The sequence below is a fragment of the Pseudomonas sp. ADAK2 genome, from assembly GCF_012935755.1.
Taxonomy (GTDB): Bacteria; Pseudomonadota; Gammaproteobacteria; order Pseudomonadales; family Pseudomonadaceae; genus Aquipseudomonas.
The window spans coordinates 1,207,463-1,225,358 of record NZ_CP052862.1; the positions used below are offsets into that span (position 1 = coordinate 1,207,463).

Consider the following 17,896-nt stretch of genomic DNA (forward strand, 5'->3'; position numbering starts at 1 on the left):
CTCCCACAGGTGTTCATTTCCAACCTATCAGGTGTGTCCCTCATGCAAGGTTTGATCAAACGCTGTGCCCTGCTTGTCGCCGCCGGCCTGTGTGCCGGGTCCCTGCAAGCGGCGGAGAAAGTCATCTTCGATACCGACTTCAACGTGCTCAACGATGACGGCCAGGCCTTCATCATGCTCGCCCAGTTACACGCGCAAAAACGCATCGACCTGCTCGGTATGACCCTGGTCAGCGGCAACGCCTGGGTCGATCAGGAACAGGTCGACGCGCTCAAGGCTGTCGAGCGCATGGGCGTGGAAAAAGACGTTGGTGTTTATTCCGGCGCGGCGTATCCGCTGCTGCATGACTTCGCCACCTATGAGCAGGAAAAAGCCTTGTTCGGCGCCGGTTGGCCGGGCGCATTCAAGGCGCCGCGCCCGACGTCAGCCACGCAACTGATCGCACCACCGGACGGTCTGGCCACCCACACCAAACTGCGCAAGGAAACCGCCGCGCAGTTCATCATCGACAGCGTACGCGCCAATCCCCATGAGGTGACGCTGCTGGCGGTCGGGCCGCTGACCAACATCGCGCTGGCGATCCGTTCCGCACCGGACATCGTGCCGCTGATCAAACGCATCGTGTACATGGGCGGCGCCCTCGAGATTCCGGGCAACACCACGCCGGCCGCCGAGTTCAACTGGTGGTTCGATCCCGAGGCGGCAAAAATCGTCCTGCGCTCGCCCATCGAACACGTGATCTTCCCCAACGATGTCTGCGAGAAGGTCACGTTCGATGCCGCGGTGTACAAACGGGTGATCGCGAAACCGGGGCCGATTGCCGACCTGTACAAGCATGAATTCGGCGCGCTGTTCGACAAGGATCCGGCGTATCACAGCTTCACCTGGGACAGCCTGCCAGCGCTGTTTCTGGTCGAGCCGGGCATCGTCACCGAGTCCCGGGATTTGTGGGTCGATGTCGACGCGCAGTTCGGCGCCGATTACGGCCGGGCACTGGGCTACAAGAAGAGCCCACCGGTGGGCACGCGAAAAGCCAAGGTGGTGTTCGCCATTGACCAGAAACAGTTCTGGGACGGCTACGTCAACCTTGTGACCTTGCCGACGCCGGTCAAGGGCCACTGAAACCACGGGCAATCACGAACAAGTGACAGCTTGCAGCGAACCCCTCACAGTGAGCGTGGTCGCACAGGTGAACCGCCAGGTTTTGGCCGATGGCGGTTCAGTCCCTTTTTCTGTCGAGAGCCTTTAGATGCGCAGACTTCTTGCCCTGTCCCTGTCCCTGCTGTTGCTCTCCCTGAGCGCCTGCGCGCTGTTCCCCAATCGCGATCCGCTGAACATCAACGTGGTCGGCATCGAACCGTTGCAAAGCCAGGACCTGGAAGTGCGCTTCGCGGTGAAGATCCGCGTGCAAAACCCCAATGAAACTGCGATCGACTACAACGGCGTCGCCCTGGACCTGGAAGTCAACGGCCGGCCATTGGCGTCGGGGGTCAGCGATCAGTCGGGCTCGATACCGCGTTTTTCCGAAGCCGTGCTGACCGTGCCGGTCAGCGTCTCAGCGTTTTCGGTATTGCGCCAGACCCTGGGCCTGAGCCAGACCCAAACCCTCGACAACCTGCCGTACGTATTGCGCGGCAAACTGGCTGGCGGGTTGTTTGGCACGATGCGGTTTGTCGATACCGGCAAGCTGAGTTTTCCGGGGTCGAGCGCGGCGACCTGGTAAATTTGGCCATTGCGATATCGTTGAGTACAGATTCACAAGGAAGCCAGCACCCATGGAAGTCACACCCACGCTCTACACCGAACGCCTGATCCTGCGCCCGCTGGAACTGGCCGACGCCCCCGCCATCCAGCAGCAGTTCCCGCACTGGGAAGTGGTGCGCTATCTCAATGCCCTCGTGCCGTGGCCCTATCCGGCCGACGGCGCGTTGACCTATCTGCGCGACATTGCCCTGCCGGCGATTGCCAGGGGCGAAGAGTGGCACTGGTCGATCCGCTTGAAATCGGCGCCCGGGCAATTGATCGGCAATGTCAGCCTGATGGACCATCAGGACAACAACCGTGGCTTCTGGCTGGCACCCCACTGCCAGGGCCAGGGCCTGATGACCGAAGCCAGTGCAGCGGTGACCGAATACTGGTTCCAGACCCTTGGCCGGCCGCTGATGCGCGTGCCGAAAGCGACACCCAACATCGGCTCGCGCAAACTCTCGGAACGGGCCGGCATGCGCTTGATTCGCAGCGATGAAGACAACTTCGTCAGCGGCCGATTCCAGCGCGACATCTGGGAAATCACTCGCGAAGAGTGGTTGCAAACATTCAATAAATAGCGCGAATGACACCCCGTAAATAAGCGAACGCCATCCTGCAGGAGCTGCCGAAGGCAACTCCTACAGGGGTTTCGTTGACCCATCGTGGGTTATGCGGTGAAGAGCACGCCCGGTTTGGCCCGCTCATCCACGCTCAACTCGAACACATCCGGCCGCGCATAGTGGCCGACCACGTCGAAGTCGTAACGCGCGCGGATCAACTCATCGGTGTCGATTTCAGCAGTCAGCAAACCCGCCTCTCCCCGCAGCGGCCCGGCCAGAATGTCGCCCATCGGCCCGACAATCACGCTACCACCGGCAATCAACGGACGATCCGCCGGCCAGTTGGCGATCTCCAGTCCCAAGGCTTGTGGCGAGTCCTGCACCTGACACGCACTGACCACAAAGCAACGGCCCTCATGAGCAATGTGGCGCATGCTGACTTGCCACATTTCCCGCTCATCCACGGTCGGCGCGCACCACACTTCGACGCCTTTGGCGTACATCGCGGTGCGCAGCAACGGCATCATGTTTTCCCAGCACACCACCGCGCCGAGGCGCCCGATCTGGCTGTCGATCACCGGCAACGTCGAGCCATCGCCCTTGCCCCAGATCAGCCGTTCGGTGCCGGTCGGCATCAACTTGCGGTGCTTGGCTACCAACCCGCCCACAGGATCGAAGTACAGCGCCGTGCAATACAAGGTGCTGCCGGCGCGCTCGATCACGCCAAGCACCAGATTGGCCCCGGTGCGCGCCGCCAACCCGGCCAGGGCTTCGGTCTCGATGCCGGGCACGTCGATGGCGTTGGCGAAGTACCGCGCAAATGCCTCGCGCCCTTCCGGCAGGCGATAACCCAATTGCGTGCCGAATCCTTCGCCTTTGGGGTAGCCACCCAGCAGCGCTTCGGGCATGACCACCAGGGCGGCGCCAGATTCAATAATGGCGTTCTCCCAGGAAAGAATCTGTTCCAGTGTTTCGCCCTTGCCACCGGGCAAGGCGCCGATTTGCAGGGCAGCAACGATGGACTTGGACATGACGATGACTCCGTGGGGATTGAGGTGTTGCTCATTCTCTGCCGCCGCCGGATCATGAATAAAGCCCCGTTCACTGCTGAATGATATGAACACCATGAATATCGCCACTGTCGATCTCAATCTGCTGAAAGTCTTCGAAGCCTTGCACGAGGAGTCCAGCGCCAGCCGTGCCGCGCTGCGCCTGGGCGTTACGCAATCGGCGGTCAGTGCTGCCTTGCGGCGGTTGCGGGAGGTGTATGGCGATCAGTTGTTCGTGCGCACCGGCCGCGGTTTGGCGCCGACGCTCAAGGCCAATCAGTTGAAACCGGTGGTCAGCGATGCGTTGAATAAATGCCGGCAGAGTCTGGCGATGGTCGACCCGGCGGCCAGTGATTACCAAGGTCGTTCAGTGACCGTGGGTTTGTCGGATGACTTCGAGATCGCCTACGGGCGGCGGCTGATTGAAAAAATAGCCCGGGCCGCGCCGAAATTGCGGCTGATCTTCCGCCAGACCCACAGCCAGATCGTGGCCCAGGCCTTGATGGAACGCAGCATCGATCTGGCGATTACGGCTGGCGGGTTTGCCGAGCGTCTGCTCAGCCGGCAGGTGTTGGGCGAAGGGGGTTATCTGTGCCTGGTGGACCCGATCAGCCTGGCGCCGGGGCAGCAGACGCTCAGCCTGGAGGAGTTTGTCGCGCGCGAGCACATTCTGGTGTCGTCGGGTGGTTTTATCGGGATCACCGATGAGGGACTGGCGGCGTTGGGGCTGAGTCGTCGGGTGTGCGCCTCGACCACGCACTTTGCGGCGCTGCCGCATCTGCTCAAGGGCAGTCAGGCGGTGGCGACCATTCCGGCCCACGCCGCGCAAAGCATTGCGGCACTCAGCGGCCTGGCGCTGCTGCCCTGCCCGCTGGCGCTGCCGCGTTACCCGATTGAACTGGGCTGGCGCACCAGCACGCAGCTTGATCCGGTGGTGCTGAAGGTGCGCGAAGCGATTGTCGCGAGCTTCGCCCACGATGGCGGTCTCAACGACGCTCCTATAGGGTTTTGCGCGCCGTAATTGATGGGTCAGCCGGGAGTTATTTGGCGGCCATCAAGCGATTGACTTCACTGCGCACCATGTTGGCGTACTCGGGCGGCGACAGGAGGTCGAGCTCGGAGCGAACCCATTCGGCCCATTTGCCTTTGCGCTTGGCCCGTTCACCGAACAACCGTGCGGCTTCGCCCTTGGACTTGCCCAGGTTGCTTTGCCAGAGGTCGAACAGACGGGATTTTTCGTCTTCAAGCGCAGCGCGCTCGGCAAGGGGTTTGTCGGCCAGATTGAAGCTCATGGGAAATACCTGCGGCGTAAAATAGGCGACATCTTACACTGTAGGAGGAAAGGTCCGACCCTGGATTTTTCCTCAGGGTCGAACCTGTACGCAAAATGACTGCAACTTTTTCAAGCGCCGCAGACTCCATTGTTCACTGCCCACTTACCCGCAAGGAGATACTCAATGGCCCGCAAAACTCCCGTACAAGCTGCCGCAGACCAAATCAAGGATCAGGCATTCAGCGAACTTCAGGCGCTGATCGAAGAATCGGACAAACTGCTCAAAAGCAGCGCCACTTTGGTTGGCGAGGAAGCCGACACCTTGCGTGGGCAAGTCGCCCAGAAGTTGCAACAGGCACTGGAATCGGTCACCAGTGTGCGCGAACGAACCAAACCGGCGGTCGACGCCACTGAAAGCTATATCGGTGGCCATCCATGGCAAACCGTGGCGATTTCCGCCGGGTTTGGCCTGGTGGTCGGGTTGTTGCTCGGGCGTCGTTGATCGGTCCGGCATAAAAAAGGCGAGCGTGATGCTCGCCTTTTTTGTACCCGCGATTCCTTGTAGCAGCTGTCGAGCACCGCGAGGCAGCGTTCGGCGGCGCAGCCGTCGTGAAGTCAGACTACGCGGTGTGCCAGGTTGACCGCGTGCGCAGGGCTTCAGAGCCCGGCGAGTTCCCGCAGATTGGCCAGCACATCAGCTTCTAACTGAATACCTTCAGCCGCCGATTTGGCGCGTTGATGATGACGCCGATCCCCCGGCAAACGCTTGAGCCCCACGCCGTGCATCTGCCGCACCAGTTCCTGGCTGCGTTCGGCGAAGTTCTGCCCGGCGGCCTTGCTTGGGTCGATCACGATCAGCAATTGCCCGGTCCACGGTGTCTTGGCGCCCGGATGGTTCGACCAATCGAACTCGAAGGAAAAATTGCCGCCAGTCAAAGCCGCCGCCAACAGCTCCACCATCATCGACAGCGCCGAACCCTTGTGCCCGCCAAACGGCAGCAACGCACCGCCTTCAAGAATCGCTTTCGGGTCCTGGGTCGGCTGGCCGAGGCTGTCGACACCCATGCCCGGCGACAGACGCTCGCCCTTGCGTGCGGCAATCTGCACGTCGCCATGGGCAATGGCGCTGGTGGCCAGGTCGAAGACAATCGGATCGCCGTCAGCCCTTGGGGCGGCGAAGGCGATCGGGTTGGTGCCGAACAACGGACGATCGGCACCGTGAGGCACCACGCAGGTCATGCTGTTGACCACGCTCAAGGCCACCAGGCCTTCATAGGCAAAGGGCTCGACGTCCGGCCAGAGCGCGGCAAAGTGATGGGAGTTGCGGATCGCCAGCACGGCAATCCCGGCGCTGCGGGCTTTCTCCACCAACAACGCTCGGGCGGCGTCAAGGGCCGGCTGGGCAAAGCCGTTGCCGGCATCGACCCGGACGAAGCCCGAAGCCACGTCCTCGACCACCGGCACGGCCTGGCCATCGACCCAGCCGCTGTTGAGCGTCGACACATATCCGGGAATGCGGAACACACCGTGACTGTGGGCGCCGTCGCGCTCGGCGCCGGCGCAGTTGAGGGCCAGGGTTCGGGCGACGTCGGCCGAGGTGCCATGGCGCAGGAAGATTTGCTCGAGCAGTTGAACGAGCCCGTCGAAATCGAGCGTTTGCGTGTTCGAACTGACGGCCGTTTCGGGCGTTGCGGTCATCTGTAGCTCCAATTTTATTTTTGAGTGCGGGCAACAGGGTGGAATACAAAATAGATGCCGATTAAGCGCTGTTGTACCGGTGCTCTGTCAAGCCTCGACCACCCGATCAAGCCAAGCAATATGTACCGCACCTGCGCCGCCCGACGGCTCTACTGTTTTGCCTCAATCCAAGCGCCTGCGATCACTGCCGATTGCAACCCATTGAGGAAAACCATGACTGCTCCCCCACTGCCTTATTTTTTTGACGAGGCCGAACTGGCGTCCAATGCCCGACAACCGGGTGATCGTGAAAAAGCCCTGAAACTGACCCTTGATGACCTCAAGTGGCTGAACGCGATTTACCTCGCCACCGATGCTTCCCGCGTTGCGAACAAGCCGGCAATGCATGCCGCACGCCTGCTGTTGACCCCGGGCGACGGTACCGCCATCCCCCTGGCCGGGGCGTTCGCCATGAGTAAACCCGACGACGGCGAGGCGACGCTCTACACCCCCTGGAAAGGCCTGATCAAATTTGCCGACATGGCAGAACTCAAGGCAAAGCTCCAAGGCTGGCTCAAGGAGGCGTCGGACCAACAGGCGCTGCTGCGATTTCTCTCGATCGAACAGCGAACAACCGTCAGTGCGGCGAAAAGCGTCGTGGTGTCGACGCAACCGATCGACGGCGCCGTGTTTCAGGACCAGCAACTCCTGATCGAGGCCAATCAGCAAGCCAACGTCACGGCCATGCTCGGCGAACTGGTGCTGATGCCGACACTGCGCGCGATGCTTGATCAGGCACTGACGATGACGCTGCGCAAACCGTTCCCGACCCTGGACCCACGCCTGACGCGGCTCGACAGTTTCAGCGGCTCGCCGTCCGACGGCCCTGACGACACTGAATACCAGCGGCGGGTGTCATCGCTGGCATTGACCGATGCGGTGCTGCATTACTACCTGACCAACCAGTGGCCGGACGGCGATTACCGACGGTTTACCCGCCCCGGCCATCATTTGAACAGCGATGCCGACCATCAGGCCTGGGAAAGCGCGATCAAGGAAATCGCGCAGAGTCTGACCCCGTATTTGCGCAGTCAGCTCGAGACCTTCTGGAACAGCCCCATGGCCAACGGCCTGGCGCGCTCGGCGTTTTTCGCCGAGAGCCTGCAAAACACTTATTGCGTCGATGCCTTGCTCAAGCGCCAGCAAGGGCTGTTGAGTGCCGAGGAATATCAGCTTCTGATGAATGTGCTGCTGGCGGGTACCGATGAACCGCAGGCGGCGAAACTGCGCATCGACAAGCCGCGCATCACGGCACCGTTCAAACATTATGTCGAACTGGCCCATACCGTGATGATCAGCGACACCACCAAGACTGGCGCCTTCCTGTATTCCCAGCGCGGAATAGAGGCAACGTCCACGGTGGACATTCTCAAAAGCACGGTGCTGGCGATGCTCGACAGCGCCGGTCATGAAGATCACCTGCTGCAGTTTTTGCACGCAGAAGAGCGCGGCGTCTTGCTGTCCCTGGAGGCCACGCAACGCCAGGTGCTCGCAGAACCGCTCAGCGGTCCGGTGTTCCCGGGCTTGATGGCGGATATTCTGGGCAAGCAGATGCACAACCTGTCCTTCGCCTTGAGCCGCTACCGCGAAAACGAAGGCCGGCTCGCCCCCCACGCCCTGATCGACAACGCTCTGGATGTACGCGCCCTGCTCGATAAGCGACTGTTGGCCGGGAATGTAAACGGACGCTGGAGCACCCGCGCCGACCAGCGCTGGAGTGCTCGACCGGCCACTGTGCGCGCCGAATCGGCAAAGCAGCAATTGACGCTGTTGACCCAGGCCGAGCAGGCGCTTGATCGACTGCGACAGACCCATCCGCCCTTGCCTTCCACCGTTCGGACGCTCAGCCAGGCACAAGCTCACGTGGCCACTTCGCTGGAGCAACTCCGGCCGACGTTCACGCAGGCCCTGGCGACGGCGCTGCGCAGCGAACTGCAGCTGCGCGGCGTCACGCGGACGCTGGATGCCACGGACCAGGCCATCCTGGAAACAGTGCTCGACACACCGGTTCGCCAGCAGCGCGGCGCCTTGAACGGCTTCCTGCCCGATGTGTTTTCCCTGGCGCTCAAGACCGCCAACGATCCGGGGTTGCTGCCGTTGGCCAGTTGCTTCGTGCTCACCGAACGCGGCGGACTGGACCCGGTGCATTCGGGCAAAGCCTTGCTGTGGACGCCGGCCCGGGGCTTCGAAGCCTTCAGCGCCTTGCCACCGCTGTTGGCCGAACTGCAGCGCAGGCTGCGCAATGACGACCGGCGTCCCGAGCTGCTGGAAAATCTGCCCCCCAGTCAACGACAACCCGGCCACACCTACACCCTGGCCCCGTTGCAACTGGTGCATGGGCACTTTCTCGAGCATGTACAAAACGCTTATGTGGACCTCGACCAGGCAGGGTTCAAGCGCGCACTGGCCACGCCCCTGCCCGCCACGCCCCAGGGCCATTTACTGAAACGGGTGGCGCTGCGAACGCCGCAGACCGGGCTGCAACGGCCGACCGACATTGTCCAGTCGCTGCTCACCCAGCAAAAACTCCCGGCCTGGCTGGCCAGGGCGTCCATCGAAGATCAGATCGAACACGCCGAACTGCTTCAGCAATACCTGAATAACGCCGCACAGGACAAAGACTACCTCAGCGACATCCCGACCCTGCCGCGCACCGCCCACAAAGCCTTGCACGCCCAGCTCAAGGCCGACACGTTCGACATCGACCCGGACACCGTCGGGGTGCAGGTCAAATCGCGCCTTACGGCGGTCGCTGAAACCCAGACCCTGTCGGCCTTTGCCCTGACGCACCTGCACGACCTCGACCGCCTGAGCTTGAGCCTCAGCGCGCTGGGCACCACAGCGTTGTCCACAGGGCTGGACGAAACGTACGTCAAAGACTTGGTGCGCAACCTCAATCCAGGCCAGTTGCAACAGGCCCTGCTGAGTGCCGAACTGGCCGAAACCCACGCCGATGCGAAGCTGCGTCGGCAACGTTTCGCCGCGCAAGTGCCCTGGCAGTTGATGCACTACGCCCATGGGGAAAAACTCCAGGAGCGCCTGAGCCAGACCGGTTACGACTTCGTGCGGCAGATCATGGACATGCCCGACGCTCTGGCCCGTGAGGCCGTCAAAGGCGCCAATGCGATCATCCGCCCCCTGGCGTTGCTGGGGGCGGCCGGTACCGCGGCAATCAAGACGACGGGCGTGTATTTGATCGGCCCCGGGAAAAACACAGCGGGCCCGGTGGTCCTCCTCGCGCCTTACAGTCCGCGGCATGGACTCAAGGAATATGCCAGTGAAGACGCTTTACTGGAGGAACTGAAATCGGCGGGCGCGTTGCAAGACTGGGTGCTCAAGACGTTGCCCGTGGCGGACCGGGCTCGCGGTAAAAGCCTGCTGAGCGACACCGTGAGCCTAGCGTCCAGCCCGATCAAGGGCGCCCTGTTCAAGCACCTGTTCAACGACAACGCGCATCTGCTGGAGAAACTGTTGGGCAGTCAGTCCGACAACGACCATCAGGGTGACTGGGCCACCATCAAGCGGGTCCTGGGCGAGGATCTGGACCAGGCGTTTACCTTCCTGACCGGCAAACTGGCCTATCCGCTCACGGTCTGGCGCAGTTATCGCGAGATCAAGGTCTCCGCCGAGGCGCTCCAGCAGCACCGATGGGGCCTCGCGCTGAAGGCGTTTATCAGCGGCATCGCGCAACTGGCGATGTTGCGCCAGTCGATGGAAGTGCACGACACCGTACCGTCGAGCGCCACTGAACCGCCGGTGCCGACCGCTGCGACACCCTGGCACGACATCGACATCACCGCCGTGGAGCGCACCCGCTTGCAGCGCCACGAAAGTACCGACACCGACCTGAGCACGCTGCTCCACGACACCGCCCTCGGGCTTTACACCGAAGCGGCCACTGACAAAACGTTCGGGGCCGTGGACGGCAAAGTCTATCCGCTGAAAAAGTGCGGCAAGCGTTGGCGCATTCACAGTGACAACGGCTATGGGCCGTATCTGCGTCAACTGGGGTCGACCAAACAGTGGGGTTTGGAGATTCAGGCGCAAGGCCAGGCACCGCGCTTCGGCATGCTCAGGCGCTTGCGTACGTGGATGACCGTCCAGGACGGAATGAATGTCGAGGCTGAAGGCATGGAGCAGATTCGTCAGCTGTTCCCGGTCCGCGCCCGGCTGATCGATGAAAGCCTGGACCTGGCCACCACCTACGCCTGGAACAGTCTGCAAAACCTGCGGCTGTTGAACGCCGAGGGTGATCAGGTGACGGCGGTGCATCGGCTGATCATGGACTTCATCGATGTACCGAAGATCTTGCCCGAGCATGTCACCCAGATTGAAAAAGTCGTCGAGGAGATCTTCGCCGCCCTGCTTCATCCTTCCCTTAGAGACGCCAAGTCCAAGCGTCTGGCCGTGGGCCGTGTCACACACGATCGCGAGGGTACGTTTGGCTTTACCGTGCCCTCGGATCCGGAACACCGGATTTATCTGGCAGAGAAGTTTTTCCTGCCCAATTTCGACCACTACCGCAATTACCTGACCGACGCTGCATTTCCGATCCGTGCCCATGCCCGTGCCGCGACGTTGATCCATGAGCTGTCGCATATCGTCTGCAAGACCGAGGACATTTCCTATCTGGACGTCACACGGCCCTTTGTCGATCTGATCGAGACCACGACACCCCGGGCCACATTGCTGCGCGCTGAACTCACGGCACTGCAAAACCAGGCGTTGTCGAGCCAGTCGCCGATGCCGCAGTTGTTTTCGGTTTTCAACTCTGACACCCAGGAATGGGAGGACCTGGGCGACACCCTGTACGAAGACACCAGCAGAGCGATGAATCGGGTCGTGGCATTGACCGGGCAGCTGACCATCGCCGATGCCCGCGAGACGTTCAAACGTAATGCCGAGGTCCGGCTCGCCGTGCAATTGGCCAACGCGGACTCGGTGTCCTGGTTAATCACACACTTGGGGCGCCAGTTGCACACCAGCACCCCTTGAAGCAGAAAAAGCGCAAAAAAAGGGCATTGACGTTAGGTCAATGCCCTCGTTTTATCAGTCTTTCTGATCGCGCAGTATGTTGCCCGAGGCGCCGTCGATACGGAATTCGTAGACCACGCCGTCCGCCTTGCGTCCCTCGCCCTTCCAGTAACCGTTGTTATCGGCTTCGATCTCATAGACCTCGACGTAACCGGCTTTGGTCTTCGCCGTTTCGATGGCCTTCTCGATCGTGACCCAGCCTGCGCCGGGCCGATCCGCCATGGCGGCACCGGCGCTGAGCAATGTCGCAGCGGCAATGACGGCAGCTAAGGTTTTCTTGATCATTTTTTCACTCCATTTGTGGATACTGCGTGGTGATGTCCTGTTTTTAGGGCCTCACGGAAAAAAATAAGTTCCACTTTGATGGGTAATTGCCATGACGGATGTTCTCGCGACGTTGCCCCAAAGGTTAGAATGCAGCAAATCAGGATGAGTCAATGACCGAACACACCCTCTCGGAAGCCGAATACGACGCCATCACCGATGCCGCTGCGCACTGGTGCATGCGTCTGCACGCCATCGACTGCACGGCCGAGGAGCGCCAGGCGTTCGAACAATGGCGCGAAGCTCATCCGCTGCATGCGTTCGAGTTCGAAGCCATGCTGGAAATCTGGGAAGTCGCGGGCGATCTGCCGCACCCGGAATCCGCCCGGCCGGTACCGCCCGCCCGCCCTTCGACGCGCTGGCGCACCTTCGGCATCACCGCGGCCGTCTGCGCCCTGGCATTGCCGCTGGCGGCGTACACCGGCTGGAACCTCGGGTGGGTGCCCAATGCCTATCAGCATTTCGAAGCCAGTGACACGGTGCGTCACGTCACCCTGAGCGACGGCAGCCAGGTGGAGCTGAACCTGGGCAGTGAACTGACCTTCAGCAATTACAAGGATGAACGTCGGGTCACGCTGAAAAAAGGTGAAGCGTTTTTCAGCGTCAGCCACGACATGACCCATCCCTTCATCGTCAAGGCAGCCGAAGGCAGGATCCGGGTGACCGGGACCCAATTCAACGTCTGGCTGTATGAAGACCAGGTGCGGGTCAACCTGATTGAAGGCTCGGTATTGGTGACCAGCAATGACCACCAGAACGGCGACGGGTTGCGCCTGGGGCCGGCGATGCAGGCGCGTTTTCGTCACGGCGACTACATGCCGCAGATCAGCCAGACCTACGCCAACGACAATTCACTGGCCTGGCGCAGCGGCAAACTGGTGCTCGATGACCTGCCGCTGAGCGAGGCGTTGCCGCTGATCAATCGTTACCTGAGCAAACCGTTGATGGTGGCCGATAGCAGCACGGCGGCGATCCGCATCGGCGGCATCTACAACGTCAAGGAACTCAACAGCCTGGTGGCGTCCCTGCCCCGGGTGTTGCCGGTCTACCTGACTCGCAACGAGAACGGCAATCCGGTGCTCAATTCGATTCCGCAACAAGCGCCAAAAAGCTGAAGGCCGCGCCCCTGAGGGGTGCGGCCTTCGTGTTTGCTGCAACCGGTCGTGCGGTGTTTACTGAGCGGCCACCTTCCCGGCTTTTTCATCCGACTCGCGAAGCGTCTGCACTTGATATTGCGGATCCGCCTTGATCTGCTGCTCTGTGAACGGCAACACACTCAACTGCTTTTTCGAGAACGCCTGCGTCTGGTCCCGGGCATATTTCGACGCCGGGTCACTGGACAACGAGAACGCCAGCAATCCCTGGGCGTGCGGACCTTTGTCATCAAAGGTCACGATTTGCAGGTAACTGGTGCCGCTGACCACTTCCAGTTTGCCGTCGGTTCTCGGGACGCTCTGGATGGCGTTGTAGATGCCCAATGTGCCCGGCCCACCGTGGATCGCGGTTTGCTGTCCGCCGCTGCTGACCACCTGAATGTCGCCCCAGCGGCTGTCCGGCTTGATTCCCATATGGGTGGTCAGTTCCACGGACGCGAGTATCGCCTCGCGGATGGCTTTGGCCACTTCTGGTCGTTCGAACGCCAGTCCGCGCGGGGTGTGTTGCGCGTCTTTCGGGTCGAAGGCCACACGCCAGACGCCGGGTAATGGCTGCAACGACTCCATGACGATATTGAAATGCACCAGCCCCAGACCGCTGTCCAGATTCGCCCGGCCATCCCACGCCTTCAGGCTGGCGCACACTGGTGTAAGTGTCGCGGCATCCGCACCCAGATCCGTGCCACAGAACTTCAGTAGGTCTGGCATGACTTGTGCCACCAGATACACCTGATCATCCATCACCATCCGTTGCAGATCCGCCGCCGCCACCGGCCCTGCCTTGGCCAGCGAGCCCAGGCGATCCAGGGCAAAACGCGAGCGCAGCCCCAACGGCTGGCTGTCCTGACTGATCAGTGGCGAGAAACCGGTCAGCGGTTGCGCCGGGTTGGCCAGCCACGCGGAATCGTTGGAATGCTGCACAAAGTCTTTGCGCAGCAGCTGCGGCAACTGGTCCGCCGCGTAAATGCCCTTTTGCGCGGCATTCGGGTCGATGTCCCAGCCACAGGCACTGTTGGAGCCGTCGAGCACGATCATCTGCAACCCGGCGCGCGGATCGCTGCACTTGGCCAGTTTGTCGGCGTTGACGTTCGGCACCACCGACAGATTCATGTAGAGCGTCTGCCCCTGATCATCCGCGGCCAGGGTGTTGACCCACGGGATACCCTGGATCTTGTGCACCGAGGCTTGCAAATCCTTGAGGCTGGTGGCGCGGTTCATCGCGTACCACTGCTGCAAGACGCGGTCATTTTCCAGGTTGGCATCGCGCAGGCTGTAGGCGTACTGATTGTCCCAATCGAGCTTGCCCGGCCACTGCACCACAGGGCCGAATTTGGAGCTGTAGACCACATGGGAAACCGGCTTGAGTTGGCCATCGGGCTGTTTGACGTTGACCGTCAAGGTCTGCTTGTCCAGCGGCAGGGACTTGCCATCGAGCAGGTACCGGGTCGAATCCTTGGGGTCCAGTTCCAAGCGATACAAAGTGAAATGCTTGGACGAATCGACGGTGTGGGTCCAGGCCAGGTGTTGGTTGAAACCGATGTTGATCATCGGCAGACCGGGCAAGGCCGCGCCCATTACATCCAGTTTGCCGGGAATGGTCAGGTGCATCTGGTAGAAGCGCATCCCGCCCACCCAGGGAAAGTGCGGGTTGGCCAGCAGCATGCCGCGACCGTTGAACGAGCGTTCGCTGCCAATCGCCACTGCGTTGCTGCCACGGTCGAGGGCAAAGCGTTGCTGACGCTCGGCGGCCGCCAGGAACGACGGCGCGCCACCCGCCCCTTGGGCGACGGCCGCTGGCGGCATGGCCCCGGCCAGCGCTTCGGCAAACTGCCCGACCCCGCCTTCGACCAGCAGGCGCCGCGTCAGCTTCACCAGGTCCTGGGCGGCAATCGGCCGGACCCAGTCACCCTGGCATTGCGCCGGCAAACCCTGGGCCTGGCGCTCGGCCAGCGAGCGGTTGTAGCCCGCCACGTAACCGTCGATCAGATCCTTTACTTCCGGGGTTTGCGCCTGCCAGAAACCCGCGACCGCTTGCGGCGTGTTGAGCCAGTTGAAAAACAGGTCGCTGGCCAGGTTGGCGCGTTCTTCGAGGGTGAACTGGTCCGGGCCGAAATACTTCGAGCGTTCGCCGTTGACGGTGACGATCTCGTTGGCCATCAGGCACAGGTTGTCCTGGGCATAGGCGTAGCCGATACCGTAACCGAGCCCGCGCTCGTTCTCAGCACGAATGTGCGGCACGCCGAAGCTGGTGCGGCGAATATCGACGGACGACGGTTCCGGCGCACTGCGCGCGCTTGCCGCCAGACTCAACCCCAGTAACACACCTGCCAGACTTAACCGGGTTAACTGCCTGCTAATAATCACGCTCGCTCCTGCTGGACATAGGCTTGGAAAATCACATCCTGTGGACAACACGGAATGTGCCTGGCCTTAGGAACGAAAAAATCATCAGGAAATTTAGGCGGCGCAACGATCAGCGGCGGCCCCATCACATAGCGCTCACATGGCCTCGACAAATTTTCTACATCAAAGCCTTCATGATTTGCCGAGCTCGTTCGTCTTAATGATTGAGAGCACCATCACTTTTTTCCTGATCAGGCTCTGAAAAGGAGTTTTTGCATGTACAACTCGCAACTGCCAACGGACGGTAGCCATGCGCCAAAGAGCGTTTCCATGAGCCACGGCTCCGGGATCTTTGAACGGGCCGAGCGCCACGGAAACGAACGAATCAGAGTGCTGCTCAAGAGCTTTGGCCTGAGAACCAGCCTCATTCGCCTGAAAGTCATCGACGCCCTGCTCAGCGCCGCCGAAAGCGAGCGCAACCTGGGCGTGCGCGGCGTGCACACGCATTTGCTGGACCTGGATATTCCCCTGTCCTTCCTGAGTGTGCGGGAGGTCTTGAAGCGGTTATGCAGCGAGGGCGTGATCACGCTCAATCCGGACAAGAGCTATAGCCTGCATCCGCAGGCCATTGCCATTCTCTATAGCGAATCCGCTGCAGGCGCGTCGCTCAAGGCTTGACCTTGCGGCGCATCACGCCATTGACGACGACCACGATCACGGCCACGCCGATGGCGATGTACTGAAACAGCTTCTCGCTGATGATCCCTGCGTTTTGCAGATAGGAAAGGCCGAACATGATCCCCAGGACCACCAGGGAGATCAGAATCGAGTATTTCAAACGTTGCGACTGGGTCATTGCGGGTTCCTGAAGCTTGAAATGTATCCGGTTTGTATCCGCTTTCATGCCAAGCCCCTACCTTCGGGCGGGGATGAACAGGCTTGAACGGAGTCTCATGTTACAGCCGATGAAGAGTTTTGGCTTCATTGCGGCGCTAACCATGAGGATTCTGAAATGCTTCGTCGAATCACACTGCTGATTCCCCTGATCGCGCTCCTGTCCCTGAGCGGCTGTATCATTTTTCCCCACGGAGGCTGGCACGGCGACCACCATTACGATCGGGGCGGACCGGGTTATTACCAGCACCGGTAGTCCACATCCCTGAAGGCCACGTAAGACAGACAAGCTTTTTAAATCAATCCTGAACAAATGCCCGCCCTGTTGCGGGCATTTTTCTTACAGCGTATTGATCGCATCCATGTAAGTTTGGATCCAAACTTTCCTCTGCCGTGACGTGTCCCGACAACTTGCAATACATGGCAATCCATTGAAACCCCAAGTCTCAATCGCTCGCTAGAGCGCGTATGCATCCCTGTTTACTCTCGATACGCAGCGACAGAAGTGGCTGCTTGAACTTCAAGTATCGATAAGGACGCCATGCACTCATCACTGATTAATACCCGCCCCTTTCAACTGACCGGTTTTTGCCTGGCTATCGCCGTGTTTGAACTACTGACCTATATGGCCAGCGATTTGATCATGCCCGCCATGTTGACCGTGACCGAACAACTGGAGGCCAGCCCCGAGCATGTTCCGTATGCATTCACCCTGTATTTGACCGGCGGTGTGCTGCTGCAATGGCTGATCGGCCCGCTGTCGGATCAATACGGCCGTCGTCCGTTACTGCTCCTCGGCAGTGCGCTGTTTGCCCTGGCTTGCGCCGCGGCGTACTGGGTGCAAGGCATCGAGGCATTCAACGGCTTGCGGCTGATCCAGGGCATGGGTCTGGGCTTTGTCATCGCCGTCAGTTATCCCGCCTTGCAAGAGGTGTTCTGCGAGGCCGACGCGGTGCGGATTATGGCGTGGCTGGGGAACATTGCCCTGCTTTCGCCGCTGTTGGGTCCGTTGCTCGGCAGTGTGCTACTGCAATGGCTGTCGTGGCGGGAGCTGTTTCTGGTGCTCGGTATCGCCGCCCTGGCGGTGTGGATTGGCTTGTATGTCTTCATGCCGCGAACCTCGGGCACCGTCGCCCCTGGCAAACCCTTTGACGTGCGCGCAACCGTACGCCGCTACGGCAGGTTGTTGCGCAACCGGGCGTTTGTGCTGTCGTCCGTCGCCCTGGGGCTGATGAGCCTGCCGCTGATTGCCTGGATCGGCCTGTCGCCACTGTTGTTGATCCAGGGCCAGGGTTTATCGCCTCTGCATTACGGGCTCTGGCAGATCCCGGTGTTCGGCGCGGTCATTCTCGGCAATCTGCTGCTCGACCGCCTGATCGCCCGATCAGCCCTGCCACAGCTGATTCGCTATGCACTCTGGCCGTTTTGCGCCGGGCTCGTCGCGCTGTTGATCGTTGGTTTCCAGGGTGCTTCGATCGGGTTACTGGTCGGGTGCCTGGCGATCTACGCCGTCGGCCTGGGCATGAGCAATGCCGCGTTGTACCGGTTGGCGCTGTTTTCCAGCGAGGACAGCAAAGGGCTGGTGTCGGCCATGATCGGCATGATCTCGATCTCGATCATGGGCGGGGCCGGGTCACTGATTGCGGCGCTCGGTGCCGGTGACAGCCTGGAGTCGTTTGCCTTGATCGCCGCAATTGCGGGGCTTGTATGCCTCGTGCCGCTGCACGCTTTCCTGCGACGGTGCCGCCACTCGGTCGCCGTCTGAATTAAACAATCAAA

At 60.9% G+C, this 17,896-nt stretch carries 15 protein-coding genes; 9 read left to right on the forward strand and 6 right to left on the reverse strand.

The window, feature by feature from the left end; all coding sequences use genetic code 11:
* Positions 1-42: 42 nt before the first annotated feature.
* From HKK52_RS05355 to HKK52_RS05365, 3 genes are all read left to right on the forward strand, one after another.
* Positions 43-1,122 carry a nucleoside hydrolase gene (locus HKK52_RS05355; protein ID WP_169369881.1) on the forward strand — a complete coding sequence of 360 codons (1,080 nt, stop codon included), beginning with the start codon at positions 43-45 and terminating at the stop codon, positions 1,120-1,122.
* 127 nt (positions 1,123-1,249) lie between these two features.
* Positions 1,250-1,723 (forward strand): LEA type 2 family protein, encoded by a 474-nt coding sequence (locus HKK52_RS05360; protein ID WP_169369882.1) that lies wholly within the window; start codon positions 1,250-1,252, stop codon positions 1,721-1,723.
* 52 nt (positions 1,724-1,775) lie between these two features.
* Positions 1,776-2,327, forward strand: coding sequence for a GNAT family N-acetyltransferase (locus HKK52_RS05365; protein ID WP_169369883.1), 552 nt, complete (start codon positions 1,776-1,778; stop codon positions 2,325-2,327).
* Between the two features lie 89 nt (positions 2,328-2,416).
* On the opposite strand, the gene HKK52_RS05370 is transcribed toward HKK52_RS05365, so the two are convergent.
* Positions 2,417-3,340, reverse strand: coding sequence for a carbon-nitrogen hydrolase family protein (locus HKK52_RS05370; protein WP_169369884.1), 924 nt, complete (start codon positions 3,338-3,340; stop codon positions 2,417-2,419).
* Positions 3,341-3,425: 85 nt separating this feature from the next.
* Between HKK52_RS05370 and HKK52_RS05375 the strand changes: the two genes are divergently transcribed.
* Entirely contained in the window at positions 3,426-4,379 is a 954-nt protein-coding gene (locus tag HKK52_RS05375) for a LysR family transcriptional regulator (RefSeq protein ID WP_169369885.1), read from the forward strand.
* 19 nt (positions 4,380-4,398) lie between these two features.
* On the opposite strand, the gene HKK52_RS05380 is transcribed toward HKK52_RS05375, so the two are convergent.
* Entirely contained in the window at positions 4,399-4,650 is a 252-nt protein-coding gene (locus HKK52_RS05380; RefSeq protein ID WP_054046380.1) for a hypothetical protein, read from the reverse strand.
* 165 nt (positions 4,651-4,815) lie between these two features.
* Between HKK52_RS05380 and HKK52_RS05385 the strand changes: the two genes are divergently transcribed.
* Entirely contained in the window at positions 4,816-5,133 is a 318-nt protein-coding gene (locus tag HKK52_RS05385; RefSeq protein WP_169369886.1) for a DUF883 family protein, read from the forward strand.
* Between the two features lie 155 nt (positions 5,134-5,288).
* Here HKK52_RS05385 and HKK52_RS05390 read toward each other — a convergent pair whose 3' ends face one another.
* Positions 5,289-6,329 (reverse strand): Ldh family oxidoreductase, encoded by a 1,041-nt coding sequence (locus tag HKK52_RS05390; RefSeq protein ID WP_169369887.1) that lies wholly within the window; start codon positions 6,327-6,329, stop codon positions 5,289-5,291.
* 213 nt (positions 6,330-6,542) lie between these two features.
* On the opposite strand from HKK52_RS05390, the gene HKK52_RS05395 reads away from it, so the two are divergent.
* Positions 6,543-11,363 (forward strand): dermonecrotic toxin domain-containing protein, encoded by a 4,821-nt coding sequence (locus HKK52_RS05395; RefSeq protein ID WP_169369888.1) that lies wholly within the window; start codon positions 6,543-6,545, stop codon positions 11,361-11,363.
* Positions 11,364-11,417: 54 nt separating this feature from the next.
* On the opposite strand, the gene HKK52_RS05400 is transcribed toward HKK52_RS05395, so the two are convergent.
* Positions 11,418-11,687 (reverse strand): PepSY domain-containing protein, encoded by a 270-nt coding sequence (locus HKK52_RS05400; protein ID WP_169369889.1) that lies wholly within the window; start codon positions 11,685-11,687, stop codon positions 11,418-11,420.
* A 152-nt stretch (positions 11,688-11,839) separates the two neighbouring features.
* Between HKK52_RS05400 and HKK52_RS05405 the strand changes: the two genes are divergently transcribed.
* Complete coding sequence (locus tag HKK52_RS05405; RefSeq protein WP_169369890.1) at positions 11,840-12,841, forward strand: FecR family protein; 1,002 nt, start codon at positions 11,840-11,842, stop codon at positions 12,839-12,841.
* Positions 12,842-12,898: 57 nt separating this feature from the next.
* Here HKK52_RS05405 and pvdQ read toward each other — a convergent pair whose 3' ends face one another.
* The gene (pvdQ, locus tag HKK52_RS05410; protein ID WP_169369891.1) at positions 12,899-15,244 is read right to left on the reverse strand and encodes a bifunctional acylase PvdQ; all 2,346 of its coding nucleotides are present in this window, start codon (positions 15,242-15,244) and stop codon (positions 12,899-12,901) included.
* A 255-nt stretch (positions 15,245-15,499) separates the two neighbouring features.
* Between pvdQ and HKK52_RS05415 the strand changes: the two genes are divergently transcribed.
* Complete coding sequence (locus HKK52_RS05415) at positions 15,500-15,901, forward strand: fe2+ zn2+ uptake regulation protein (protein WP_169369892.1); 402 nt, start codon at positions 15,500-15,502, stop codon at positions 15,899-15,901.
* Here the strand turns inward: HKK52_RS05415 and HKK52_RS05420 are convergent.
* Entirely contained in the window at positions 15,891-16,079 is a 189-nt protein-coding gene (locus tag HKK52_RS05420; RefSeq protein WP_054046397.1) for a hypothetical protein, read from the reverse strand. The genes HKK52_RS05415 and HKK52_RS05420 overlap by 11 nt on opposite strands.
* Before the next feature lie 579 nt (positions 16,080-16,658).
* Here HKK52_RS05420 and HKK52_RS05425 point away from each other — a divergent pair.
* Positions 16,659-17,882, forward strand: coding sequence for an MFS transporter (locus HKK52_RS05425; RefSeq protein ID WP_169369893.1), 1,224 nt, complete (start codon positions 16,659-16,661; stop codon positions 17,880-17,882).
* Positions 17,883-17,896: the final 14 nt, after the last annotated feature.